Genomic DNA, 25503 nt, shown 5'->3' on the forward strand with positions numbered 1-25503 from the left:
ATTCTTATTGAGCCAAGATTCTCAGCCATTCCGCCAGTTCTTTTTCATCAACAATACCCTGGGCAACTTTAATCATCATCTCACCCGCTTCCTCCGTGTCAAAATCCAATTCTATGCCGTTTACAGCCAAGCAAGTATCCATTGCCTTAAACGCGGTTCTCTTGTCACCGTCATTGAACGCATGACCAACTGCGATACAGCACGCATAACAAGCAGCAAGTCAAACACATCCTCAATCATTTCGTAGGCTACGCGGTTCTCGACACGGGCCAAAACGGACTCAATGGACTTGTTCAGGGCCATGCCTTGCAGTTCGTCAGGTCCAACAACCTGCTCATGCATGGCAATCACCCCCTCAGGTGATAAATATTTCATGCCTATTTATCTTTTAGGTAATCCAGAACTGGCTGTATCTTGTCTTTGCGCTTTGCAATAGCCGCATCAACTTCATCGGAATCAGCAACTCTAAAGCGGGGTTCTTCCACGACGGAATTGGTAGTCGAGGAACCCCCATGCTTATCACTATCCAAAGCAGTCAGAGGTTCGTCGTCGGCTTTTTTAGTCACTTTTTCAGGACTGCTTAATTCGCCCAACGACACGGTTTTTTCAGTCAAGTTGTCTTGCATGGCAGCCTCATTGTCTTGCAACTATAAGCATACGGAACTTCACCGAAATATCAATTGACATATCTCTGGGCAGTCACCCGCTAAGAAGGACTTTTCTCTCCAGATCCATGCTGTATCGATTCCGGTATCCCTTCAATCTGTATCTTCTTCGCCTTCATAATATTCTTGCGCTTGGAAAGAAAATACCTTTTATGCTTGCTGTAGCGACCCCAGATCCTTACCCTGCTCCCGTTTTCAATACCTTCCACGAACCCCCTGGCGTAAACGTTTATTCTTTTTTCCGGATCATCCTCGAAGAACTGAAACAGGGTGAACTTTCTTCCGTTCGCCATTTTCTTAAACCGCAGATCGCCCACCTGCCCCTCAAGGGTGAATATCTTTTTATGAAACTCATCCCGGGAGGAGAGAACCTGGGAAATGGTTACAGCCGGCGGTTCAAGTTCTCCGATATCGGTATAGGTCTTGTAAACCTCTTCTTTTCCGTAAGAAGAAACCGGAACCGCCAAAAAAAGCAGAAAAACTAAAAGAATCTTCCTCATTCTTCCAACCGTCGAAAATACTCTATACAGCCAAGCAGCCATCTGGGCCCAAGGCACTACGAAACCGGCTTTGTCATCGACAGCGGGTCAAGGACCCTGTCAAGTTCCTCGTCTGAAAGCACTCCCTTTTTCCTTGCAACTTCCCTTACGGTGCTCCCCGAAGCGTAGGCTTCCTTCGCAATCGCAGCCGCATTGTCATAACCTATGATCGGCGCTAGGCTGGTGCACATGGCGAGGCTCTGCTCGATGGTTTCCCCGCAGCGCTCTTCGTCCGCCTCTATACCAGAGATGCACTTGTCGACAAACACGGTGCATACCCTCGAGAGAAGCCTTATCGACTGAAGGAGATTGTCCGCCATCATGGGCATCATCACGTTAAGCTCGAAATTCCCCGACTGCCCTCCGATCGTTATCGCCGCGTCATTCCCGATCACCTGGGCCGCGACCTGCGTAACCGACTCGCCGATCACCGGGTTAACCTTCCCCGGCATAATGGACGAACCCGGCTGTATAGCGGGCAGAAGGATCTCCCCGAAGCCGCAGCGCGGGCCGCTTCCAAGCCACCGTATGTCATTCGCTATCTTGATGAGGCTCACAGATATCGTCTTGAGTGCTCCGCTTGCCTGAACAACCGCGTCCTTTGACGCCTGGGCCTCGAAGTGATTTTTAGCCTCCCTGAACTTAACCCCCGTAGCCTCGCTTATCCTCGCCGCCACCTTTTTTCCGAAATCCCTGTGGGTGTTTATCCCCGTGCCGACCGCGGTCCCTCCTATGGCAAGTTCCGAAAGGTCGGTTCTTGTCCTCTTTAGTCTCGAGATTCCGTGATCAACCATGCTCGCGTACCCGCCAAACTCCTGGCCGAGCCGTATAGGGGTGGCGTCCATAAGGTGGGTGCGCCCTATCTTTACTATGTGATCAAACTCCTTTGCCTTTTTCGAGAGCGCGTCGCGAAGATACTCAAGCGACGGTATAAGATCCTTTTCTATCGCCTCAAGAGAGGAGACATGCATGGCCGTGGGGATCACGTCATTGCTTGACTGACCCATGTTCACATGGTCGTTCGGATGCACCCGGGTCTTCCCCTTGAGCATCTCGGTCGCCCTGTTGGCTATCACCTCGTTCGTGTTCATGTTTGTCGAGGTGCCAGAACCCGTCTGAAAGACGTCCACCACGAAATGATCGTCGAGCTTCCCGTCGACAACCTCCTGCGCGGCTCTCGCTATGGCCCGCGCGGCACCCTTCTTCAAGAATCCGAGTTCTGCGTTTGTCTGCGCGGCGGCCAGTTTCACAAGACCCATCGCCCTTATGAATTCCCTTGGAAGAGTGCGTCCGCTCACGGGAAAGTTCTCAACCGCCCTTGCCGTCTGCGCCCCGTAATAAGCGTCCGGAGGAACTTTCATCTTTCCCATCGAGTCGGATTCCACCCTGTATTTCGTCTTAGCCATTTAAGATTCCCTCCAAATGATTGTCAATTTCAGTCAGGGAATTTATTATGCCACAAACAAAACCGGTTTCATAAGAAAGAGGGCCTTCTTCGGAACTCTAGCATTAGGCTGAAAACGGAAGGGATCAGAAACAGGGTGAAGACCGTGGAAAGAACAAGTCCGCCGACCACGACGCTTCCAAGGCCCTTGTAGAGCTCAGAGCCTTCCCCCGGGGCAAGCACAAGGGGAAGCATGCCGAATACGCTCGTCAGGGTGCTCATGAAGATCGGCCTTATTCTCACCCTTACCGATTCGCGTATGGCCTCCTGCTGCTCCATTCCGGCCCGGATGTTGTTAAGCGCCTGGTGAACTATGAGTATGGCGTTGTTAATGACTATCCCTATGAGAATCACAAAGCCCAGCATCGTCAGTATATCAAGCGGCTGGTACGTGAACAGGTTAAGGATGAAAAGCCCGAGGAACCCTCCGAGGGAGGCAAACGGAACCGTGACCAGGATGACAAGCGGATGGAGAAAACTCCCGAAAAGAGCCGCCATCAGCAGAAACGATATCACCACGGCCAGAAGAAAGTTCCACTGAAGCGCGTCTTTTGCCGTTGCGAGCTTGTCCGCTGTCCCGGCAAGGACAAAACCGGTCCGCTCCCCCACCTGGCCGCTTTGCCGAAGCACGGAGATTATATCGTCGTTAACGGTCTCTATCGCCTCCTCAAGCGCAACTTCCTCGGGAGGAGTTATCTGTATCGTTATCACCCTTTGTCTTTCGTAGTGATTTATCTGCTCCGGGCCGTTTTCAAGACTGACCCTGGCCAGGGCTCCCACGGTAATCACCTGCCCGCTCGGAGAAGTGATCATTATGTTCTCTATATCCTGGGTTCTCTCGGAGAAATCCTGCTCCGCCCGCAAGACTATGTCGACCTCCTGTCCCTCGAGGTTAAACTCGCTTGCCTGGACGCCGTCTATGAGGGATCTCACGGTAAACCCGAGCTCGCTGTTGGTGATCCCGACCCGGGAAGCCGCCTCCCGCTCAGTAACGATCCTGAGCTCGGGGTTTCCGAGATCAAGGCTCGGAATCGGTCTTATCTGCGCCCCGGGAAGGCTCTCCATGGACATGAAAAACACGCTCCTGGCGGTCCTCAGTATCTCATCCAGATCATCTCCCGTGACGTTAACGTCTATCGACCTCCCCTCGCCTATGTTGGCGTTAAAGATGCTGGGCTGGATTATCACTCCGAATGTTCCCGGGACCTTGGACAGGGCCTGTTGAAGAACGGGAAAAAGTTCCTTGAGTTCCTTTCTGTTCTCGGCGACCGCGCCCATGAAAATCTGTTTTCCCCTCGCGACGTAGAAGAAATTCTTTATCCGTGGGAGATCTTTCCCGGTCGCGGTTTTTCCGTTCATGTAGGGTTCGAGGTCAGCCTCGAGCTGCTTTCCGATGGACGTATATTCCTCGACATTGTATCCGGGAGGCGGGATAAGTATCCCGAAAAGCAGGTTCCTGTTTCCCGTGGGCAGGTACTCGGTCTTGGGAAAGACGGCGATTATAAGCACTATTGACAAGAGGGTGAAGAAACCCACGAGAACCGCTCTTTTCCTGACGCTTGTCATTATCTCCTCGGTAAAGCGGTTTATAAAACCGGATACCCTCCCCGCGAAACTGAACAGCCGCGACATGATATGAAGGCGCTCAAGGGATTCCGCGCCCTTTGCGGAGAGGTACTTTGAAGACGCGGACGGTATGACGGTTATGGAAACAAGAAGACTAAGTATGACCGAGACGCTGATCGCTATGGCTATGTCGCGAAACAGCTGTCCCGTCTGCTCCTGAATGAACATGATCGGAATGAACACGGCGGCCGTGGTGAGGGTGCTTGCAAGCACCGCCCCCCAGACTTCGGTCGTGCCGTCATAGGCTGCCTTCATCCTCGATTTTCCCATCTGCATGTGGCGGTACACGTTTTCAAGGACCACGATCGAGTTGTCTATGACCATGCCGACGGCGAAGCTCATCCCCGCGAGACTGACCACGTTTAAGGTGCGCCCGAGCGCCTCGAAAACTATGAAAGTCCCTATGACGCTTGACGGTATGGCGATTGCCACGATCATCGTGCTGCTCGCGCTTCTCAGGAAAAGAAGAAGAACCGTTATGGCAAGCACGCCACCTATAATAAGATTTCCCCTCACGAGCTTTATCGCGTTTTTTATGTATCCGGTCTCTTCGTAGACATTCCGGAGGCGAAGTCCGTTTTCCTTGAGGACTCCCTCATTCAGTTCTTCAACGGCCGCAAAGATGCCCTCCTTAACCTCTATTGAGTTCGCCCCGCTTTCGCGAAGCACGTTAACGGCAATGCAGGGCTCTCCGTTCTGCCTCACGGTGTAGCCCGGATCCTCGTACCCGAGGCGGACAGTGGCAACGTCCTTCAGGTAAACGGGAAGACCGCTTTGCGCGGTAGCCACTACTATGTTTTCTATGTCCCGCATGGTTCTGTACTCTCCGACGGTTCGAACGAGGTACTGCCTTTTACCCTCGTTAAAGGAACCGGCGCTGAAATTCTCATTCTCCCTGTCTATGGAGGCGGCAAGTTCGGCTATCGTGATATTTCTTCGGGCAAGCGCGGCGGGGTCGAAAAGAACCTCTATGCGCCGCTCCCTTCCGCCGAACACGTTTGAGGCCCCGACTCCGGGAACCCTCTCAAGCCTGGTGCGGATCATCTCGTCCGCGAAGTCGTAGTAGAGATTTATATCAGCGGAATTGTCAGGAAGAGGCTTCAGGATAAACCACGCCATGGCGTTTGCCCTGGGATCTACGGTGGTTATCACGGGCCGCTCGACCTCGTCCGGGTATTCCCTTACCTGATCAAGCCTGTTTGACACCTTGACCACCTTGGAGTCAATGTCGGCGCCAACTTCAAACTCGAGTATTACCTCGGAGGAGTTCTCCGAGCTCTCGCTGTCAAGCCTTCTGAGTCCCGTTATTCCCCTGAGTTCGTCTTCCTGCTCGTTTACCACCTCGCTTTCCATCTCAAAGGGGCTTGCCCCTCTCCAGAAGGTGCTCACGGTAACCCTGAGCGTCTCGACGTCCGGGGTAAGCTGAACGGGAATCCTGAAAAGCGAGATAACCCCGAAAATAACGAGGAATATAACGCCGACGGCTACGGTTACGGGATTTTTTATAGAGGTCTCGACAAGATTCATTGCTCTATGGTGTCGGCAATCCTGACTTTCTGCATGGGCCTGAGTCTCTCGTTTCCTCTTACGACCACGCTCTCGCCCACGCTTATTTCCCCCTCAACGTGAGTGAAGCCCTCATACCAACCCTTTTCTTCCACCGGTACCGGATGCGCCAAGCCCTCCCTCACGGCAAAGAGCATGGAGCCCTGGGGAGACCTGACTATGGAATCTTTCGGTACGAGCTTTATTTTTTCGGTTTCGCCGATCCTTACCATGATTATGGCTGAAGCCGACGACTTTATCGCGTGATCCGGATTCTCAAGCATAACCCTTACCGGAAAGGATACCGTTATCGGGTCCGCGTCCGGGATTACAGAAGAGATTTTCGCGGGGACGGTCAGCCGGTTGTGGGAGGGCAGTATCACCTCGACCTCCATGCCCTCGCTTATGTCGTCTATGTACCTCTCGGGCACCCCCGCCATCACCTCTATCGTATCTATATCAACAAAAGAGACCACCTGGTCCCCGAGACCGAGCCACTGTCCCGCTTCGGCGTGGTGCTTGGTCACGTAGCCGTTAAAAGGAGCGGCGATTTTCGACGCCGCGAGATCGTATTCGGCTATTTCGATACGGCTCTCGAGGCTGAGCAGCCCGGCCCGGCCAGATTCCCTCTGGGTCCTTGCCCTGTCAAAGTCTCCGTCAGAAATAATTCCCTTCTCGTAAAGTTCTTTCATCCTTGCAAAATCTTTTTCCGAAAGCTCGGCTCTCGCGAGGGCTTCCTTTCTCTCGCTCTTAAGCCGCTCAAGGGCAAAGCGAATCTTGTCGTTTTTTATCTCGGCAAGCGTCTCGCCTTTCTTTACGTACTGGCCTTCCTCGGCGTTTATTTTCCCGACTACTCCTTCGACCTCGCTTGATATGGTGGATTTTCTCGCGGGAAACGTCGCGCCGACAAGCCTGAGGGGTTTCCTTACCTCCCTCTCAACTACCGCGGATACCACCACTGGAGCATCGGGAGGCTGGGCGGGCGAAAGCCCGGGGAAAAAGCAGACAGATAAAAAAAGCAGAAAGATTTTTGTTCGCATAACCACAGTTCATTCTCCAGATATCGGAACATCTCTTTCAGGATGCCGCAAAAAACTTCCACACCGTTTTAAAGGCGAGGGACGGCACGTGTGCGTTCTGAAATCTTCCAAATTATACATGACTGAACAACCGGCACTATAGATGAGGAGCATCTTCTATCCTCTTCTTGTATTATTCCAAATTGGTATTAGCATATAGGCATAAAAGTCCCAAAGGAGATTGAAATGGCATCCTCAAACATAGTCGAAGTAATAGATTCCGCGTTCGATAAGGAAGTAATGGAAAGCGAAGTCCCCGTTCTGGTTGACTTCTGGGCCCCATGGTGCGGTCCCTGCAGGGCTCTTTCCCCCGTCATCGAGGAAATCTCCAATGACTACGAAGGCAGCGTTAAGGTGGGAAAGGTAAATGTGGACGAGAACCCCGAGACGACCATGAAATTCAGCATAAGAAGCATTCCCACGCTGATAGTTTTTAAAAACGGAGAGGTCGCCGAGCAGATAGTCGGCGCCGTCCCGAAAAGTGAAATAGAGAAGGTACTGAACAAGGCCCTGGGCTGATACGTTCCGGGCACAGGCACGAAAAATGGGCAAATACATCATGCTTAGCAACCTCACCGACGAGGGCAGAAGGACCATAAAGATGAGGCCCGAGAGAATAAACGAGGTTAACAGGGAGCTTGAGGAAATGGGCGCCAAGGTTGAAGCCCAGTACGCGGCACTCGGTCCTTACGACTTTGTTAACATAGTGGAAGCCCCCGATAACGAAACGATCACGAAAATCGTAATAGAACTCGGTTCAAGGGGCACAATCCATATAGAGACGCTTGCCGCAATCCCCATAGGAGAGTTCGAAGAAAAACTCATAAACGAATAGCCCCCTCCTTTCCCGAAGCATTAAACGAAAAGAAAGTTTTATTCAGCGACAAGTCGCCGCAAAGAATTCAACCGATTAGTCCCGTTTTGTTGTATAATAAGGTGCATCAACGGACCGGAGATTCGGTGATGCGCAATTCGTATTTCAATTGGAGGTATATGGTCGTGAAAAAACTAAGCATTTTAGGTTCTGCCCTGCTTTTGGTTTTTATGGGAATATCCTCTTCGGGGTGCTTTGACGACGAAGAAGATGAGGCAGGGGTGGACTGTGCGGAAACTTTCTGCATAGGAACGCTCTTGGCTGAAGGCGAAGATTTCAACGCTCCTCTTATAGAAGCCGTGGGGCTTGCTAAAGACGACATTAACAAGGCAGGGGGAAATATAGAGATCATAAGTGGGAACTCTTTCCAAGCGGGAGCGGGAGAAGCTGTCGCGAGCGCTATGGAACTTCTTAAAATGGGTGTCCGAGGTATCTTGGGACCTTCATACTCCTCGGACTCTGTGGCGGTTCATCCTTTTCTAAACGAAAATCAAATAGTCGCTGTTTCGCCCTCAGCCACTTCCCCCACCCTTACAGATAGAAACAAAAGCGTCGTTGACGCTGGAGGTCAGCCTTTCTTCTTTAGAGTATCCCCTTCTGACCTCTTTCAGGGGCCAATACTGGCGAAGCAGGCTCGGGGCAACACGGTTATAGTGAATCGTGATGACGCATGGGGAGAAGCCCTTGCCGCAATTGTCGAAAAAGAGATAATGTCTGACGGCAGACAGGTCGAGGTCGTTAGCTATAACTCTGAGCCGTCTCCTCCAGCTGCCGATGTGGTCTCACGTGTTGAAGCAGCAGTGCAGCAAATCCCGGATGTAGAATCCATAGTACTGCTTGTTTTTAGTGAGGGAGCAGAGATAATCAGAGGCCTGCTTGATTCTTCGGTGATCCCCGAAGGAACCGGGTATTACGTCGGGGACGGGCTCGTGTTCAGTTCCAATCTTTTTCCGCATGTGGATGAGGAAAACGGTGAAATTGAAGGATTCAAGCAGGTAATTTCAACTCCACCTCCGGGCACAAGGCTTGAAGAATTCAAAGAACGGTTCAACTTTAGTGACTATACGGCACACGCCTACGATGCGGTGGTCATACTCCGCCTTGCGGCCTTAAGCGCCGGAAGCAACGACCCTTCCGTTTATGTTTCCAAAGTCCAGGAGGTCACGAGAGGTGGAACAAAGTGCCACAGTTACGCTACTTGCGCCGCGGCGCTTACCGACGAAACCACGATCAACGACGACATTGACTACGAGGGGCTTTCGGGTCCGATCGACCTTAACGAAAATGGAGATATAACGGACGGACTCTACGCGGTTGACACATACGATGCTCAGGGTGTAGCGCAAAGAATATATCTTGATTTTCAGGGCGAAGAAGCGAACACAAATTAACTCCCTCGGCAACAAGCCCGTATTGTTCGCGACGGGCTTGGAAAAACAGCTCTAAGAGGTCGGTCGAAAACCCAGGTTTCCATAGGTTTCAGGGCTGTCAGCGGTATTCACCGACCTCACTCTCCCAAGTGTTTCCAGAAGGGCGATCTTCAGTACCGGAAACTTTATTTTTAATCGAAGAGCGTATAACCTTAACGAACCCGCGGGGATAACTGCTCACCCGGGAAAACGTACTATGAAAGCGGCCCGTCTTCACGGATTCAAAGACATATTTCACCCCGAAACGGAGAAACTGCGGCTTGTAGAGAGTAGAACCAGAGAGGTGTTCGAGCGCTTCGGTTTTTCCGAGATAATCATTCCGATTCTGGAGTTATCAGGAGTCTACTCAACGGGTCTCGGCGACACTACAGACATAGTCCAGAAGGAGATGTACACCTTTGAGACCAAGGGGGAAGAATGGGTCTCGATGAGACCAGAAGGTACGGCTGGAGTCGTGAGGGCCTTTATAGAGCACTCTCTTCACAGAAAATCGCCCGTGACGAAGCTTTACTACTCGGGAGAGATGTTCAGGCACGAAAAACCCCAGGAAGGAAGGCAGAGAAGCTTCAAGCAGGTAGGAGCGGAGCTTTTCGGTTCCAAGGACCCTCTTGCCGATTCAGAGATAATCGCGATGCTCTGGCTTGCGATCACGGAACTCGGGCTCTCAGATCACGTAGAGCTTGAACTTAACTCAATAGGAAGACCGGCTGAACGCGAGCAATATAAAGAAGCCCTTACGGACTTCCTTTCCCCGAATAAGGACTCTCTTTGCGAGAACTGCCGGAACAGACTCGGCACGAACCCTCTTCGTATACTTGACTGCAAAACCGGAACGTGCCGCGAGATAACGTCTGAGATCCCCTTCTCGATCCAGGATTACCTCTCGGAGCAAAGCAGCGAGCATCTGGACGCTCTTATCTCCTCTCTCAAGGGAAAATCCATACCCTGCAGACTCAACCCAAGGATAGTGAGAGGGCTTGACTATTACACGGACACCGTCTTCGAGGTAACGACGGACAAGCTCGGCTCCCAGAACGCCGTGGCCGCAGGGGGAAGGTACGATCTTCTTGTGGAGCGGATGGGAGGGCCGGAAACCCCCGCGGTGGGCTTCGCTATGGGACTTGAGAGGATACTGCTTCTGATTGAGAAGACCGGGACGCGGAAGAATTCCCCCGGGAAAAAACAGCTCGTGTGCGTTATCCATATCGGCGATGAGGCCAGGGGCGAAGCGGCGAAAATAGCCGACGACCTGAGAAAAAAGGGCATGCGGGTCGAGACCGAATATGAAAACAAAAGCCTGAAAAGCCAGATGAGGAAAGCGAACAGGACCGGGGCCGCGTACTCCGTAATCATCGGAGAGGACGAGCTTCGGAAAAAAGTCTTTTCGCTTCGCAACATGAAAACCGGAGAGGAAAAGTCGTTTCCCCTCGAAAAACTCGCCGACCTTGGTGGACACGGCGATTTTCGGAAACTTCTCTGATTCGCCCGCAACGGCGAAATCCCTTTTCCACACAAAAATTTTATGCTTAGAAAAAAAATCTTTTACGGATGGATCATAGTTCTGGCGGGACACCTGCTCATAACGCTTGACGGGATGGTTCTCTACTCGTTCGGGATATTTCTCCCTTACTTAAACGAAGCTTTCGGTCTCTCAAACGCCGTCGGATCGTCATTTTTTTCTCTAAGATGCGTCTGCATGGCCTTTTCATTCGTGTTCGCGGGAAGGCTCATAGACACCCACGACGCGAGGTACCTAACCTTCTTTGGAGGACTTGTAGGAGCATTCGGCTTTCTTCTTTCAGCTTATGCAGAAAACGTATGGGAACTCTACATAACCTACAGCGTAATGGTGGGAATAGGAGACGGGTTCCTCTACATACTGCCCGTCACCATCATCAGCAGGTGGTTTGTAAAGAAAAGGGCGCTTGCCATAGGGATCGCCACGGCGGGAGTTCCGGTTAGCGGGCTGTTGGTAAACCCGCTTACCACCTGGCTTATAGAATCATTCGGTTACGAACGCGCCCTTGTTTATCTCTCCGTGATCTTTACCGTGATACTCTGTTCCGCATTCTTGGTGAAAAGCCGCCCCGAAGACATGAACCTTAAGGCTTATGGAGAGGACTCAGAAGATGGGACAAAACAGAAGGGAACTTCTGACTGGAGTCCGAAGGAAGCGTTTTCACACTCAAGCTTCTGGCTTATGTACGCTGCCTTCTTCTTCGGGTTTAACACTTTTCTCATTATTGTAGTCAACCTTTTTAACTTCTCGGTGGGGTCGGGAATAACGCCGCTTGTGGCGGCCGGGGCGCCTGCCTTCATAGGGGTCGGAAGCATTATCGGACGGATTTTCTTCTCGGGAGTGGTAGCAAATATCCTGAAGGATGTACGCATACTGTTTGTCTGCTATCTCCTCCAGGCAAGTTCAATAATCCTGATTCTGTTGGTCGTGGAGGTATGGTCGCTTTACCTGTTCGGCTTTCTGTTCGGCCTTTTCTACAGCGGATGGGTACCGATGTTTCCGACTATACTGGGAAGATTCTACGGACTTAAGTCGCTTGGAAGCATCTTCGGTGTTTTCGGCACCGCGTTCTCACTGGCCGCAATCAGCGGTCCCCTCATCTCGGGACTCCTCTTCGACATGACCCAGAGCTACTATAACTCCCTCGTCGTGGCGATGGCGGCGTCTTTCATAACGGCTTTGTTAACGCTTCTTATAAAGACTCCGGCAAAAAAAACTGGCAGAACCGCTGCTTAGCCCCCGGTTTCGGTTATATTAGACATGGGGGAAAAAAAGATGTTCGGACTTGGCACGGCTGAATTACTTATAATACTGTTTATCGCCCTGATAGTTCTCGGGCCTAAGGAACTTCCTAAAGTCGCGAGAACCCTCGGCAGGGGGATAAGAGAGCTTCAGAGAGCCAAGGATGACCTCAAGAAGAACATAGAGTTTGAAGATGATTTTGACGAGAAGACCAAGTCCTAGACATCCCGGAAGAGCGGAAATCCTTACTTGTCAAAAGCACTTTCTCTGATAGTATTTTCGCTAACCGTTTTTTCCTTTGAGCCCTCTCTATGCCCAAGATAACCATCGACGGAATTGAACTTGATGTGGACGACGGAATAAACGTCATCCAGGCCGCCGCGGTGGCCGGGATAGAGATCCCACACTTCTGCTATCACCCTTCGCTGAGCGTGGTCGCCCAGTGCAGGCAATGCCTAGTAGAAGTGGAAGGCGTTCCCAAGGTGCTCCCCGCGTGCAACACGACCGTAAGAGACGGTCTCGTGGTCAAGACGGACACCGAAAAAGCTTTTGAGGCCAGGAAGGCTGCCGTCGAGTTCACGCTGATAAACCACCCGCTTGACTGCCCGATCTGCGATAAAGGCGGAGAATGTCCGCTCCAGATGACCGCTTTCGATCACGGTCCCGGCTACAGCAGGGTCGGCGGTCCCGAGAACAAGAAGGTAAGGCAGAAAAGCTACCTGAGCGACCGCATAATGTACGACGCCAACAGATGCATCATGTGCACCAGATGCGTGCGTTTCACGGACGAAGTGACAAAAACCCACGAACTTGGAACCACAGGAAGAGGATTTCGGAAGAAGATCTCCGTTTTCCCCGGGAAAACACTCGATAATGAACTTGCGGGAAACGTGATTGACATCTGCCCGGTCGGAGCCCTGCTTCCCAAAGACAACCTTCACGAAGAGAGGGTCTGGTACATGAAATTCACAGACTCCGTGTGTTCTCTCTGCAGCACCGGGTGCAACATTACCGTGGGCGTCGATCCGAGAAAAGGAGAAGTCTCCCGCATACGCCCGAGGATAAACGAGGAAGTTAACGGACACTGGATATGCGACAGGGGAAGATTCGACTACAAGAAGGTCCAGGAGTCGACCAGACTTAAGGACCCCATAATGAAAAGCGGTAAGGACTACGAGATAGCCTCTTGGGAAAACGCGATTAACAGCGTCGGTGCCAGGCTTTCGGGAATAAAGTCGGGCGGCGTGGGCACCTGCGCGATTGCGGGATCAGCCGGGCTTACAAATGAGGAAATGTTTCTCGTGGCGAAGCTTTCATCCACACTTGGAGACTGCCCGGTAATCTGCGCCGTGGGAACCGAGGAAATAGAGAAAAAATTCGACCTCGTAAGCAACGACCCGTATCCAAACAGCGCCGGAGCCAGGAATTTCATGATTCAGGAAAACGGAGACGATACGAAAGCTACGATTGACTCGCTGCTTGCCGGCAGGATCAATACGCTGGTAGTCATCGAGGCAGACCTGTTCGAGATGGTTTCAGGCCATGAGAAGTACGCTCTTTCCCGGGCTCTTGAGAAAATCAGCTTCCTTGCCGTCATCGACTACAGACTCACCGAGACCGCGAGACACGCTCACGTAATACTTCCAGCGGCAAGTCCCTATGAAAAAAACGGGACTTTCACGAACGACGCCGGACGGGTTCAGAGGATAAGAAAGGCCATGCCTCCTCCCGGGAATGCCAAGTCCGCATGCGAAATACTGTGCATGATCGGGGAGCGGCTCGACAAGGCCCTGTTCAGCTACGGCTCCGCGTCGGAAGTGATGGATGACATAAGCCTCAAGATCCCCGGATACGGGGGGATCAGCTACGACAGGATAGGTACCGTCGGAAAAGTTCTTGAACACGGCGCGGGCAGATGACTCCACTTCTGATATCAATAGCGGTCGCAAAGATAGCGCTTGTCTTTTTCGTCGTCCTGACGGTTGTTGCCTATCTAACCTTCGCGGAAAGAAGGTTAAGCGCCTTCATACAGGACCGCTACGGACCGAACAGGGTTGGACCCTCGGGGTTGCTCCAGCCTCTTGCAGACGGCATCAAGTTCATCTTCAAAGAAGACATCATTCCTCCGAAAGCGAACAAGACCATGTACATAATGGCCCCGGCGTTCGCGCTTGTTACGGCCCTTGCGGCCCTCGCCGTGATTCCCATAGGAAAGGGGGTTCACACAGACCTCTTCGGATTTCTCCAGGATCCCGTGTTCATAAGGTTCCAGATAGCCGACATAAACATCGGCCTTCTCTACGTGCTCGGAATAAGTTCGCTCAGCGTATACGGCGTGGTGCTCGGCGGGTGGGGCTCTAACAGCAAGTACTCGCTTCTCGGAGGCCTTCGGGCAGCGGCGCAGATGATAAGCTATGAACTCGCTTTGGGACTGTCCATACTGGGAGTAATCGCCATAACGGGATCGCTTCGCCTCGGGGACATAATCGAAGCTCAGGAGAAGATGTGGTTCTTAATCCCGTCCTTTATAGGCTTTGTGGTTTTCGTAGTTTCCGCATTTGCCGAAACCAACAGGCTTCCGTTTGATATGCCTGAAGCCGAGCCCGAGATAGTCGCCGGCTATCACACCGAATACAGCAGCATGAAATTTGCAATGTTCTTCATGGCTGAATATACTCATATGATAGTTGCTTCGTGCATGATAACTTGTTTGTTTTTGGGTGGTTGGTATCCCTTACCGTTCGGAGGGTGGTTCGGCATTGATATCAACACACATTGGTATCTGCCGCCAGCTGTCTTTATCGGCAAAGTCCTTTTCTTACTCTTCCTTTTTATCTGGGTAAGATGGACTTTGCCTAGGTTCAGGTACGATCAGGTAATGGGCCTCGGCTGGAAGAGGCTTTTCCCCTTAGCGGTAGCCAACCTGCTTCTCGTAAGTTTCCTTATAGTTTCCGGAATTCTTTAGTATAATTTGGGGAATTACATACATAAATAAAAACCCTCTTACATATATTATACTCAAAAATCACCCGAAATTCTAAAAGTATTTGAAATTACTGGAAAAAAGTGGGTTTAGGAGGGTGAGATAATGTTATTCCTCGCTTGGTGCTCTGAAGCCTATTCTCCGTTTTGGTTTTATATCTTCCTGTTTCGGTGGAAGCTCATCAGAACGAGTAAAATTTCTGTTTTCAAGTTCCTTAATTCTGTCGGTATAATCAAGCGTGAGCCTAAGCTGTTCCAGATGTGAATTTATCAATTCTTTTTTGTATTCCTGCATTCTTTCAGCCGGAGCAAATATTTCTTTGTAATACTCATCTATTCTTTTACCCGTAGCAAGCATTTCTTTGAGAGGATCTGCCATTTTCTCCATTCTTTTAGCGGAAGCAGTTACCTTATTGTGAAAATCAAATATATTCTGTGGTATTTTATAGAATTTATTTGCAGCTTCTAGCCTAGCTTGTAGGTCTTTGTGTGGCTTGTTTAAAGTGTCTATAGTGATTTGTAGATCTTCAATAATTTTATGAATCGTCATTGTTCCGAACCTCCGATTATTATTCATGTCCTTATATCTATGAACTATATAATACAGCTACATCTTGTCAAACGGATGTAGAGAGTAAGTTAAATGACCGGTTTTTAAACACGTGAGTTGACCGGTTTGAGGTGATCTGGATTTATCTCCTTTGATAGCAAGGAGGAAGGAGATGGATCAGATCAGGTATCTACAGATGGTGAGAACGAACCAGTTTGAGCGAGTATACCGGAGATGGAAGGAGAGGAAGGTGACTCAACAGGAGGCTGCTGCGCAGCTGGAGATGAGTGAGAGGACGTTTCGCCGCTATATTGTGCGTTACGGTGAGGAAGGTGTGGGAGGCCTTGTGGACAAGCGTCTGGGCAGGAGATCGCCTCTGCGGGCGCCTCAGGAAGAGGTGGACGCATTGGTGGCACTGTACGAAGAGCGTTATTCTCGGCGCAACATAAGGCACTTTTACGAAGCGTACGTGGAAGAGCACGGGGGCAAGCGCAGCTACAGCTGGGTAAAGGAGCGTCTTCACAGTGCCGGGGTGGTTGCCAGGGGGAGGCGGAGGGGGAAGCGCAGAGAACTTAGGGATCGGCGGGAGCAGGAGGGGGAGATGATACACCAGGACGCTAGTATAACGGCGAATTTAGTTTGGCAAAATGGTGGATTTAGTTTGGCGAGTTTTTTTTGATGGCATGATTGTTGCGTACAGCTGAAATCTTAAGTAACTGGCTTAATTTAACTGGTCGTTAAAAGTCCATTAAAAGGGGTTTGATGGGTGCTGAAAACTCAAGCAGCGGAAAGAGCTTTGTGGGCAATCAAACGGTTCGGATCCATGAACCAGAAATCCTGTCCTGGAATCGGTATGGGAACGGAGCTACGCATGACGGACAGGGTGATGGTAGGACAGGCTCTTATGCTCAAGGAAGCTGTAGTGCACGCAAGCATGTTTACCCGAACCTGAGGTAAGGAGACAACGGACAGGGCCCTTTTCCTACGCGCGCGGTAACGGGGAATTTTCAGATGTCCAAATTGCTTACCCTGAGGGCGTTTAATTCAATAAACTCCTTTCTGGGTTCTACCTGATCGCCCATAAGCTTTGAGAATATCTCGTCTGCTTCAACGGCATCGTCAACCTGGACCTGCTTCAGCACCCTGTTCTCGGGGTTCATGGTCGTCGACCAGAGCTGCTCCGGGTTCATCTCCCCGAGACCCTTATACCTCTGTATGAACTGACCCTTCTTCCCTCTCTCCATGATGAACTCAACAAATTTCTCGAGGCTTCCGATCTCTTTTTCGACGCCATCATCAACTATATGACAGGCAGAGTCCCAAAGCGGGCTAAGCGATTCGGCAAGCTTCCTAAGTTCCCTGAAATCGGGAGAGGCAAGAAAGTTAAAATCAATCAGGCAGGAGCTTATCCTTCCGTTTTCCCTGAAGCCGTATTCAATGCTGTTTGAATTATGCTCGGTGTCCTCTCCAAGCGTCCAGTCAAGATCAACTATGTCGGGATAGCTTTCTGCGAGCCATTGCTTTATTGCAACAAGATGAGTGTCCAAAGAGGCTTCGTTGCCAATCCTTAGGTTGGTCTTGCCGAGATCGGCTCTTCTGGCGAAACCGTCAACTATCCCCCTGTTTCTCCCCCACCTGCTCATGCGGTCAAGAAGTTTTCCGTACCTGATGGCTTTCTGCACGAGATCGAAAAGCTTTGACCCTTTGATCTGCCTTGCGTGGCCGTTTGTGCCTCCGGAGGCAATTTCAAGGCCTTCGACTCCGAGCTTGACGAGAAGTTCCTCGTATTCCTGATCGTCCTTGAGATAAGTTTCCTTTCTTCCCTTTCTCACAAGGTACAGAGGAGGCTGCGCGACGTAGAGATATCCCTTTTCTATTACTTCTCTGAAATAGCGGTAAAACAGCGTTAGAAGAAGAGTCCTTATGTGCGATCCGTCAACATCCGCGTCGGTCATCAGTATTATCTTGTGGTAGCGTATCTTTGATATGTCGAACTCGCCCTCTTCTTCCCCTATTCCGGTGCCCAGAACGGTGATCGTGGTACGGATCTCCTCATTGGCAAGCATCTTGTCAAGCCTGGCCTTCTCGACGTTCAGGATTTTTCCCTTAAGTGGCAAAATGGCCTGATTGTGCCTGTCTCTTGCCTGTTTCGCGGATCCGCCCGCCGACTCTCCCTCGACTATGTAGAGTTCGCTTTTCTCCGGATCGCGCTCCTGACAGTCGGCCAGTTTCCCTGGAAGCGATCCGGACTCGAGGGCGCTTTTTCTCCTGGTAAGCTCCTTTGCCTTTCTCGCGGCGGTTCTCGCTCTTGCGGCTTCTATCGTTTTTTCCACGATTCTTCTGGCCACAGTGGGATTCTCTTCAAAGAACACCCGAAGCTTATCGTTCAGCAAAGACTCGACGATACCCCTTACGGAAGTGTTCCCGAGCTTCGTTTTGGTCTGGCCTTCAAATTTCGGATCCGGGATCTTTACGCTCACGACAGCCACGAGACCCTCTCTCACGTCCTCCCCGGCAATGGCCATCTTGAGGTTCTTAAGAAGGTTCTTCTCCTCGGCATACCTGTTTATGGTCCTCGTAAGAGAAGTCCGGAAGCCCGAGAGGTGGGTTCCGCCCTCCACGTTGTTTATGTTGTTCGCGTAGCAGAATATGGTTTCCCTGTAAGTGTCGTTGTACTGCAGCGCGACTTCAACCACGGTCGAGTCCCTCTCGCCAGCGACGTAGATCACCTCGGGATGGAGCGCTTTTCTGTTCTGGTTAAGCTCCTCGACGAAAGCGACGATCCCCCCTTCGTAGAAAAACTCCTGAGACCTGTCCGTTCTCTCGTCGCTAAGGGTGATACGAAGGCCCTTGTTAAGAAAGGCAAGCTCCCTTATCCTGTGGGCTAGGATGTCGTAATTGAACTCGCTAACCTCGAATATCCCAGAATCGGGCTTGAAATGTATCTTTGTTCCGCTTTTTTTCGTTTTCCCGGTGTTTTTAAGGTCTTTTACCGCCTCTCCCTTTTCATATTCCTGGTACCAGACATCCCCTTCCCTTTTGATCTCTATTGAGAGATTCTCCGAGAGCGCGTTTACCACCGTGACTCCCACACCATGGAGTCCTCCTGAAACCTGATAGACTTTGCTGTCGAATTTCCCCCCGGCGTGGAGCATGGTCATCACGACCTCAACGGCCGGTTTCCCCGTCTCTTCGTGGATGTCAACCGGGATTCCCCTTCCGTCGTCTTCAACCGTAATGCTTTCATCCACGTGCACGGTAACGGAGATACGGTTGCAGAAGCCCGCAAGGGACTCGTCCACGCTGTTATCGAGAACCTCGAACACGAGGTGGTGGAATCCCCGGGAATTGGTATCCCCTATATACATGTCAGGGCGTTTTCTTACGGCTTCAAGGCCCGGAAGAACCTTTATCTGCTCGGCGGTGTAATCGTCGCCGGAACCGTTATCCTGCCGCAATTCACCCATTATTTCGGATTCTTGAGACTCACTCAAAACAAGTACCTCCCGGTTAGAGATATTGTGATTATTATGATACCTGAGAAAAAGAAAAAAGTCTGTAATATCCGGCAGTTTAAGTAAAAATCAGAAATTTCTTCCAAAACAATCTGCTGTGCGGTCATCAACGAGCAGTCCTGCTCTCTCAAATCTGGTTATCTCAGCCGAAATCCTTGTTTTCAGACCATCATAGTCGCACAGAACTTCAAGAGACATCACCTGCTGTACGAATAATGTTTTTGAAGGTAAATTTGCGTTTTTATGAAATAGATTTAATATGGCAAAAATTTGATATTATCTAATTTTTGCCATATTATTTATATCAAACATGATAGATTATATTAAGTAAAAATTGGAGAAAATCAAATTAACACCGAAAGAAGTCTAAAAAAGTCCCTGGTCGGAATTGAACTGGTCAAGCTTCTGGCTTCCCAGGGAGACAGGATATTCTCCACAGAACGGGCGCGGGAACTGGCCCCCCGCGTTGGTCTCAAGGATTCGTACCTATGCGAAGCTCTTTACCACCTGCGTCAAAATGACTGGATAGTCCCGATTCGCAGAGGGCTGTTCGCACTGTCCGTTCCCGGAATCTTTCCCGTGCACGAGTTTGAGATCGCGATGAATCTGGCAAGCCCCGCGGCGATCTCTCACTGGCTGGCCATGAATCACCACGGCTTGACAGAACAGATTCCGAGAACGATTTTCGTCCTGACAACCACGGAAAGTTCCTTCCCGCGCGTTCGAGGGATTAAAGGCAGAGGAATGTCCTACAGGGGTTATGAGAGCGGGAACGCTTCATACAGGTTCATTCAGGTGAAACCCGAGCATTTCTTCGGTACGGAAGAAATACTGATCGGCAACACTCTGGTATCAATAACGGATATGGAACGTACCCTTCTGGACGGTCTCTGCCGTCCACAGTACTGCGGCGGCTTTGAGGAAGTGCTTTACGCCTTTAACAAAACAGAAGACAGACTGAATATCAAGCGTATAGTCGAATACGCTCTGCGACTGAGCGGCGCGGCGGCAAAACGACTGGGTTGGATTCTTGAATACTGGGGATATGATTCTTCCGAATTCAGCGAACTTGCGGAACTGCCCGTCAAGGGCTATCGCAAGCTTGATCCCACGGGGCCGAGAAAGGGGCCGTGCAACAGCCGCTGGATGATACAGGAAAATCTGCCCGGGAACATTGACTCATGGTAAAATCAGCTTACTCCCTTATTTCGCAGGCGCACAAGTCCACCGGCATTCCGTTGCATGTTATCGAACGTGATTATCTGCTTTCCTGGATTCTCGCCGGTATCAGCCAAGTACCGGCACTTTCCGACACCCTTGTCTTCAAGGGGGGGGGGTACGGCTCTCAGGAAATGTTATTTCGATGATTATCGCTTTTCCGAGGACCTGGATTTTACCGGACTCCCCGCGGCTCCCAGAGGCGATAACATGGAAAATTCCATTCGGGAAGCGTGCGAGATCGTTCAACAGAGACTCCTGAAAGAACCCGTTAATATTGTCTGTAAACGCTATAAGGAAAGGCGCCCTCACCCTGGAAATCAGGAAGCTTTCAAAATACGGGCCCGCCTCCCTTGGCATAATTATCCGCTTACCGGCATTATGGTGGAAATCACCATGGATGAAAAAATTCTCAGGCCCCAGCAAAGGCGAAAAATCATTCATCATTACGACGAACCGCTCGAAGCGGAAATCAATACGTATTCCCTTGAAGAAGTTGTCGCGGAAAAACTGCGGGCGGTATTGCAAAACGTTGACAGATTTAAAAGCAGCAGATGGGTCAGACCACGTGCTCGCGATTACTATGACCTCTGGCATATATTGAGCGCACGCAAGAATGACATGGACTTTACCGATTTCAGTTCTTTCCTGAGGAACAAGTGCTCGACAAAGAACATCATGTTCACAAGCGCTGAGGACTTTTTTGACGACGGCTTGCTTGCCCTCGTCGGCAAGGACTGGGAACGCTCACTTGGAGACATCGTGCCGGATCCGCCCGCATTGAAGATGGTACTCAGCGACCTGCGCGTACAGATTGCCGGTCTTTTCTCTTAAGGCGTTAAAATCAGCCGTAAGACAGCGGCCGTCATGCTACCTCTGGGAAATTTTCGGATGCGTTATGCCGGTCTGTTTCTGGTATTTTCCCTTCTTGTCCGCATACGAAATCTGGCATTCCTCATCACCCTCAAAAAAGAGCACCTGGGCTATTCCCTCGTTTGAATATATCTTCGCGGGAATGGGGGTTGTATTCGAAATTTCAAGCGTCACGTATCCCTCCCATTCGGGTTCAAACGGGGTGACGTTAACGATTATTCCGCACCTTGCGTAAGTGGATTTACCGACGCACACGGTAACGGTGCTTCTGGGTATCCTGAAATATTCAACGGTTTTTGCGAGCGCGAAGGAGTTCGGCGGAATTATGCAGTAATCGTTCTCTATCTCCACAAAGGAGTTGGGATCGAAATTCTTAGGGTCCACGACGGCGCTGTGCAGGTTGGTAAACACCTTGAACTCATTGCTTACCCTGATATCGTAGCCGTAAGAGGAAAGGCCGTACGATATAACGCCCTTGCTTACCTGGCCTTCCACAAAAGGGTCTATCATCTTGTGCTCAAGCGCCATTTTTCTTATCCAGTGATCAGGTTTGATTCCCATTGGTGTTCTCCTTTCTGTTTTCTCGAATCTCGTTTAATATCTGATTCGTATTGCTCTCATATATAAAGATATTTTTTAAACTCAGAAACGTTGTTTAATCCGGTGGTTTTCATGCACTAATAATGAAGCGATCCATAAAAAACGGCGCCTCACACATGACTGGGGCCCTGCAAAAAATTATACGAACTGCCTCAAAAACCTTACGTCGTTCTCAAAGAAAAGCCTTATGTCGTTTATTCCGTACTTAAGCATGGCGATTCTCTCAACCCCCATGCCGAAGGCGAAACCCGAATAGATGTCAGTGTTGTAGTTAACGCTCGAGAAAACCGCGGGGTCGACCATTCCGCATCCCATTATTTCAAGCCAGCCGGTGCCCTTGCATACCCTGCATCCGTTGCCGGAACATATCTGACACTCTATGTCCACCTCTGCGCTGGGCTCGGTGAAGGGAAAGAAACTCGGGCGGAACCTTACGTTCGTATTGTCGCCGAAAGTGAGTTTCACGAACTGAATTATGACGGATTTCAGGTTTCCGAAAGTTATCCCCTTGTCAACGAGAAGACCCTCTATCTGGTGGAACATGGGGGTGTGGGAAACATCGCTGTCGCACCGGTAAACCTTTCCGGGAGCTATTATCTTCACGGGAGGCTGCTGGGTCTGCATGATCCGTATCTGCACCGGTGAGGTATGGGTTCTCAAGACCATGTCATCAGTTATGTAGAAAGTGTCCTGCATGTCCCTCGCGGGGTGGTTTTTCGGTATGTTTAGCGCCTCGAAATTGTAGTAGTCAAGCTCGACCTCGGGACCCTCGGCGACTTCGAACCCCATCCTCTCAAAATCATAGACGATGCGTTCCATCACCTGGGTTATGGGATGCTTGGCTCCGACCGGCATTCCACGCCCCGGGAGAGTGAAGTCGGTTGCCTCCTCAAGAAGCTTTTCATCCATCGCTCTGCGCTTTATCTCGTCGGATTTTCTCTCAATCAGATCCTCGACTTCATTTTTGGTTCCGTTTATGAGAATGCCCACCTGGCGGCGCTCGGAAGCGGGAAGGTCCTTCATGGATTTCAGAAGCTGCGTGAGAAATCCCTTCTTCCCGACGTAGCTTGCCTTCACCCTGACGAGATCGGCCTCCGTAGAGACCCCCTCAAGGTCAGAATCTATCTGGTTTCTTATCTGCTCAAGCGCTTCCTGCATAATATGAACGAGTTGTGTGTTTTAAGAAACAAAACGGAAAAATATTTAACCGTTATGGGAGCGATTATCAAAGCGCGGATGGAGCCTTTGACGGGACATCCGCCAAAGCGCGGCTCCTATCCGGCCGCCTTCCTTTTTCTCCAGTAGACCACGAAGGCACTCGCCACGAAAACCGACGAGTAGGTTCCTATAACGACCCCGACCATAAGAGTAAACGCGAAATCGTGTATTACCGAGCCGCCGAGGAAAAAGAGCGGAAGGAGCACTATGAATACCGTTATAGCCGTGAGCAACGTACGCGAGAGCGTCTGGCTTATTCCATCGTTAACAAGCTCCCTGAAGCCCTTTTCGGGGAAATTCCCCATGTTCTCCCTTATCCTGTCAAATATGACGATTGTGTCGTTAACCGAATAACCTATCACGGTCAGAAGCGCGGCTACGATCGCAAGGGTGAACTCCTTGTCCGCGAGCGATATGGCCCCGACAGTTATAAGGGTATCGTGAATAAGGGCGATAACCGCCCCCACGGCAAAACCGAATTCAAACCGAAACACCAGGTAGGCGAGTATTCCGACGCACGCAATCAGTATGGACAGAAGGGCCTTGGTTATGAGCTCCTTACCCACCCTGGGACCTATGTAGTCTATCCTCTGGATGGAGGCTCCCTCAAAATTCTCTGACGTGGCGAAGAGGTCCTCCAGCTTTTTCTGAAAATCTCCTATCTGGTCAAAAGTCGCAAGTTCCGGCGCAAACTGTATCAGGTGCTCGTTGTCGCCCGGAAGGCCGAAGCGCTGGACCGATTCCGAGGGAAAACCATTCTCGGCAAGCGCACCTTTCAGAACTTCGGTTTCAAGGCTCTTCGCGAGCTTTATATGTATCTCCGTCCCACCGGTGAACTCTACTCCCCAGTTAGGGCCCTGGTGATACAGAAGGGAGGCGATGGAGATAACCGCGAGCGCGATGGAAATACGCATCGCACCCCCCATCTTATCCACAAAATCGTAACTCAGTTTTCCTATAATCCGCACTCGTGCACCCTCAGATACTTACTTCCGTTAGGTTCTTGTCTCTGTAAAGCATGTTCGTAAAGACTCTTGCCACAATCAGGTTGCTGAAAACGGTCGACACTATTCCGATTGAAAGCGTTGCCGCAAAACCTTTTACGGGACCGGTGCCCAGCCAGAAGAGTATAAGCGCCGTGAGAAGCGTCGTGACGTTCGCGTCAAGTATGGTCCAGACGGATCTCGCGTATCCCGTTTCAATCGAGTGAACCGCGGTTTTGCCCGCCATGAGTTCCTCTTTTATCCTCTCGAATATGATGATGTTTCCGTCAACCGCCATGCCGAGCGTCAAAACGAGTCCCGCTATGCCGGGAAGCGTAAGCGTAACGCCGAAAGCGGAGAGAAAACCCATTATGAAAAGTATGTTGAGCACAAGCGCGGCGTTCGCTACAACACCCTGCATCCTGTAGAAAAAGACCATGAACACCAGAACAAGTATGCCGCCGACGATCATGGAGAATCTTCCCTTCTCTATCGAGTCCTGCCCCAGGGAAGGACCTACGGTCCTTTCCTGCTCGACCCTCACGGGAACCGGAAGGGAGCCCGATCTAAGGATAAGCGCGAGGTCTTTTGCCTCCTCCGTGGTGAAAGTGCCGGTTATCGTGCCCTGGTAGGTTATCTTGTCCTGGATTGTGGGAGCCGACTTTATCACACCGTCAAGAACTATCGCCAGACGTTCGCCGATGTTAGCCTCGGTAAGCTTTCCGAACTTGCTCGCGCCCTCCCCCCTGAACGTGAACCCGACCGCGGGGTTTCCGTAATTGTCAAACGTTATCCGGGCATCCGAGATATATTCCCCCGTCACGCTCGCAAGCCTTTCAGTGAGGAAAAATTTTTCGTTCTCGTTCCCGGTGTCTCCCTCGTGGATGACAAGGCCTTTTTCCGCGAGTTGCTTCTTGGTCCCGGCTTCGGCGGCGGCAAGCAGGTTCTCCTGCGACACCCCGGCCGCCCTTACGATCTTGAATTCCAAAACGGCCGTCTTTTTGATCAGGTTAACTATTCTCTGTCTGTCTTTTTTGGAAGCGCCCGGCACCTGCACCAGGATCCTGTCTTCGCCTGACTTCTGTATGCTCGGCTCGACAAGGCCGAAATCCTTAACGCGGTTCTCTATTATGTGGCGAACCCGCTCTATTGAGTTTCGCTCAAGCTCGTCCACGTAGGACGGTTTTATCGAGAGCCTGACCAGAAAGCCGTCGGAACTTATATCCGCCACCTTCTCAAACTCGTCGCGCGCGACCTCAAGCGCCTTGTCCATATCCGCGCCCGGGAAAAGGCCGATCGTGAGGGTTCCGTCCGAAACAGAGGAGTTCTTAACGAGAATCCTGTTCTGCCTGAATTTCGATACCAGGGACTCCTCGACTATGAGCATCTCCTGCTCCACGCCCTCTTCGGTCTCCACTCCCAGAAGAAGAAATATCCCTCCCTCAAGATCAAGCCCGAGGCTTATCCCCTTGCTTGAGAAAACCTTCCCCCACCACGAGGGAAGCTTGTCGCCCATGAAGGTAGGCGTAAGGAGTATTACGCAGAGAAAAGAGAAAAGAGCGATAACGGTAATCCAAAGACGGGACACGCCTTTCATCTAA

Annotated in this window: 25 protein-coding genes; 12 read left to right on the top strand and 13 right to left on the bottom strand. The window is 50.9% G+C overall.

All coding sequences use genetic code 11. The features are described 5' to 3' along the window. Positions 1–4 precede the first annotated feature (4 nt). From OXG75_06245 to OXG75_06275, 7 genes are all read right to left on the bottom strand, one after another. Complete coding sequence (locus OXG75_06245) at positions 5–196, bottom strand: type II toxin-antitoxin system death-on-curing family toxin (protein ID MCY3625570.1); 192 nt, start codon at positions 194–196, stop codon at positions 5–7. Beyond that, complete coding sequence (locus tag OXG75_06250) at positions 121–342, bottom strand: hypothetical protein (GenBank protein MCY3625571.1); 222 nt, start codon at positions 340–342, stop codon at positions 121–123. The genes OXG75_06245 and OXG75_06250 overlap by 76 nt, the downstream gene beginning before the upstream one ends. A 35-nt stretch (positions 343–377) precedes the next feature. Beyond that, entirely contained in the window at positions 378–647 is a 270-nt protein-coding gene (locus OXG75_06255) for a hypothetical protein (GenBank protein MCY3625572.1), read from the bottom strand. 59 nt (positions 648–706) lie between these two features. Next, entirely contained in the window at positions 707–1165 is a 459-nt protein-coding gene (locus OXG75_06260) for a hypothetical protein (protein MCY3625573.1), read from the bottom strand. Between the two features lie 56 nt (positions 1166–1221). Beyond that, positions 1222–2610 (bottom strand): class II fumarate hydratase, encoded by a 1389-nt coding sequence (locus tag OXG75_06265; GenBank protein MCY3625574.1) that lies wholly within the window; start codon positions 2608–2610, stop codon positions 1222–1224. Between the two features lie 68 nt (positions 2611–2678). Beyond that, positions 2679–5801, bottom strand: coding sequence for an efflux RND transporter permease subunit (locus OXG75_06270; GenBank protein MCY3625575.1), 3123 nt, complete (start codon positions 5799–5801; stop codon positions 2679–2681). Continuing rightward, complete coding sequence (locus OXG75_06275) at positions 5798–6859, bottom strand: efflux RND transporter periplasmic adaptor subunit (protein MCY3625576.1); 1062 nt, start codon at positions 6857–6859, stop codon at positions 5798–5800. Before OXG75_06275 ends, OXG75_06270 begins: the two co-directional genes overlap by 4 nt. Before the next feature lie 225 nt (positions 6860–7084). Here OXG75_06275 and trxA point away from each other — a divergent pair, with 225 nt between their 5' ends. The 8 genes from trxA to nuoH all read left to right on the top strand — a co-directional run bounded on the left by trxA (position 7085) and on the right by nuoH (position 14928). Continuing rightward, a complete protein-coding gene (trxA, locus tag OXG75_06280) occupies positions 7085–7417 on the top strand; it encodes a thioredoxin (protein MCY3625577.1) in 333 nt (110 codons plus the stop codon). Positions 7418–7442: 25 nt separating this feature from the next. Next, positions 7443–7733, top strand: a complete 291-nt coding sequence (locus tag OXG75_06285) for a GYD domain-containing protein (GenBank protein ID MCY3625578.1) — start codon at positions 7443–7445, stop codon at positions 7731–7733. 164 nt (positions 7734–7897) lie between these two features. Beyond that, the gene (locus tag OXG75_06290; GenBank protein MCY3625579.1) at positions 7898–9163 is read left to right on the top strand and encodes an ABC transporter substrate-binding protein; all 1266 of its coding nucleotides are present in this window, start codon (positions 7898–7900) and stop codon (positions 9161–9163) included. A 235-nt stretch (positions 9164–9398) separates the two neighbouring features. Continuing rightward, positions 9399–10682, top strand: a complete 1284-nt coding sequence (gene hisS / locus OXG75_06295; GenBank protein ID MCY3625580.1) for a histidine--tRNA ligase — start codon at positions 9399–9401, stop codon at positions 10680–10682. 42 nt (positions 10683–10724) lie between these two features. After that, entirely contained in the window at positions 10725–11957 is a 1233-nt protein-coding gene (locus tag OXG75_06300; protein MCY3625581.1) for an MFS transporter, read from the top strand. A gap of 24 nt (positions 11958–11981) precedes the next feature. Then, entirely contained in the window at positions 11982–12185 is a 204-nt protein-coding gene (locus tag OXG75_06305) for a twin-arginine translocase TatA/TatE family subunit (protein MCY3625582.1), read from the top strand. A gap of 89 nt (positions 12186–12274) precedes the next feature. Beyond that, on the top strand, positions 12275–13882 hold the full coding sequence (locus OXG75_06310) for a molybdopterin-dependent oxidoreductase (protein ID MCY3625583.1): 1608 nt from the start codon (positions 12275–12277) through the stop codon (positions 13880–13882). Beyond that, complete coding sequence (nuoH, locus tag OXG75_06315) at positions 13879–14928, top strand: NADH-quinone oxidoreductase subunit NuoH (GenBank protein ID MCY3625584.1); 1050 nt, start codon at positions 13879–13881, stop codon at positions 14926–14928. Before OXG75_06310 ends, nuoH begins: the two co-directional genes overlap by 4 nt. Before the next feature lie 126 nt (positions 14929–15054). Here nuoH and OXG75_06320 read toward each other — a convergent pair whose 3' ends face one another. Next, positions 15055–15495: a hypothetical protein gene (locus OXG75_06320; GenBank protein ID MCY3625585.1), complete on the bottom strand. Its 441-nt coding sequence runs from the start codon at positions 15493–15495 to the stop codon at positions 15055–15057. 196 nt (positions 15496–15691) lie between these two features. Between OXG75_06320 and OXG75_06325 the strand changes: the two genes are divergently transcribed. Together OXG75_06325 and OXG75_06330 are read left to right on the top strand one after the other, a co-directional pair. Continuing rightward, positions 15692–16174 (top strand): helix-turn-helix domain-containing protein, encoded by a 483-nt coding sequence (locus tag OXG75_06325; protein MCY3625586.1) that lies wholly within the window; start codon positions 15692–15694, stop codon positions 16172–16174. A gap of 144 nt (positions 16175–16318) precedes the next feature. Further along, on the top strand, positions 16319–16447 hold the full coding sequence (locus tag OXG75_06330) for a hypothetical protein (GenBank protein ID MCY3625587.1): 129 nt from the start codon (positions 16319–16321) through the stop codon (positions 16445–16447). Between the two features lie 55 nt (positions 16448–16502). Here OXG75_06330 and gyrB read toward each other — a convergent pair whose 3' ends face one another. Then, positions 16503–18962: a DNA topoisomerase (ATP-hydrolyzing) subunit B gene (gene gyrB, locus OXG75_06335; GenBank protein ID MCY3625588.1), complete on the bottom strand. Its 2460-nt coding sequence runs from the start codon at positions 18960–18962 to the stop codon at positions 16503–16505. 627 nt (positions 18963–19589) lie between these two features. Here gyrB and OXG75_06340 point away from each other — a divergent pair. Both OXG75_06340 and OXG75_06345 read left to right on the top strand, forming a co-directional pair. After that, entirely contained in the window at positions 19590–20198 is a 609-nt protein-coding gene (locus OXG75_06340; protein ID MCY3625589.1) for a hypothetical protein, read from the top strand. A gap of 54 nt (positions 20199–20252) precedes the next feature. Next, the gene (locus OXG75_06345) at positions 20253–21062 is read left to right on the top strand and encodes a nucleotidyl transferase AbiEii/AbiGii toxin family protein (protein MCY3625590.1); all 810 of its coding nucleotides are present in this window, start codon (positions 20253–20255) and stop codon (positions 21060–21062) included. A gap of 36 nt (positions 21063–21098) precedes the next feature. On the opposite strand, the gene dcd is transcribed toward OXG75_06345, so the two are convergent. From dcd to secD, 4 genes are all read right to left on the bottom strand, one after another. Next, the gene (gene dcd, locus OXG75_06350; protein ID MCY3625591.1) at positions 21099–21662 is read right to left on the bottom strand and encodes a dCTP deaminase; all 564 of its coding nucleotides are present in this window, start codon (positions 21660–21662) and stop codon (positions 21099–21101) included. Positions 21663–21839: 177 nt separating this feature from the next. Beyond that, the gene (gene pheS, locus OXG75_06355; GenBank protein ID MCY3625592.1) at positions 21840–22859 is read right to left on the bottom strand and encodes a phenylalanine--tRNA ligase subunit alpha; all 1020 of its coding nucleotides are present in this window, start codon (positions 22857–22859) and stop codon (positions 21840–21842) included. Positions 22860–22975: 116 nt separating this feature from the next. After that, a complete protein-coding gene (gene secF, locus OXG75_06360; protein ID MCY3625593.1) occupies positions 22976–23887 on the bottom strand; it encodes a protein translocase subunit SecF in 912 nt (303 codons plus the stop codon). A 10-nt stretch (positions 23888–23897) separates the two neighbouring features. Beyond that, positions 23898–25499, bottom strand: a complete 1602-nt coding sequence (gene secD, locus OXG75_06365; GenBank protein ID MCY3625594.1) for a protein translocase subunit SecD — start codon at positions 25497–25499, stop codon at positions 23898–23900. Positions 25500–25503: the final 4 nt, after the last annotated feature.

This window comes from Candidatus Dadabacteria bacterium, assembly GCA_026705445.1.
In the GTDB taxonomy this organism is placed as follows: domain Bacteria; phylum Desulfobacterota_D; class UBA1144; order Nemesobacterales; family Nemesobacteraceae; genus Nemesobacter.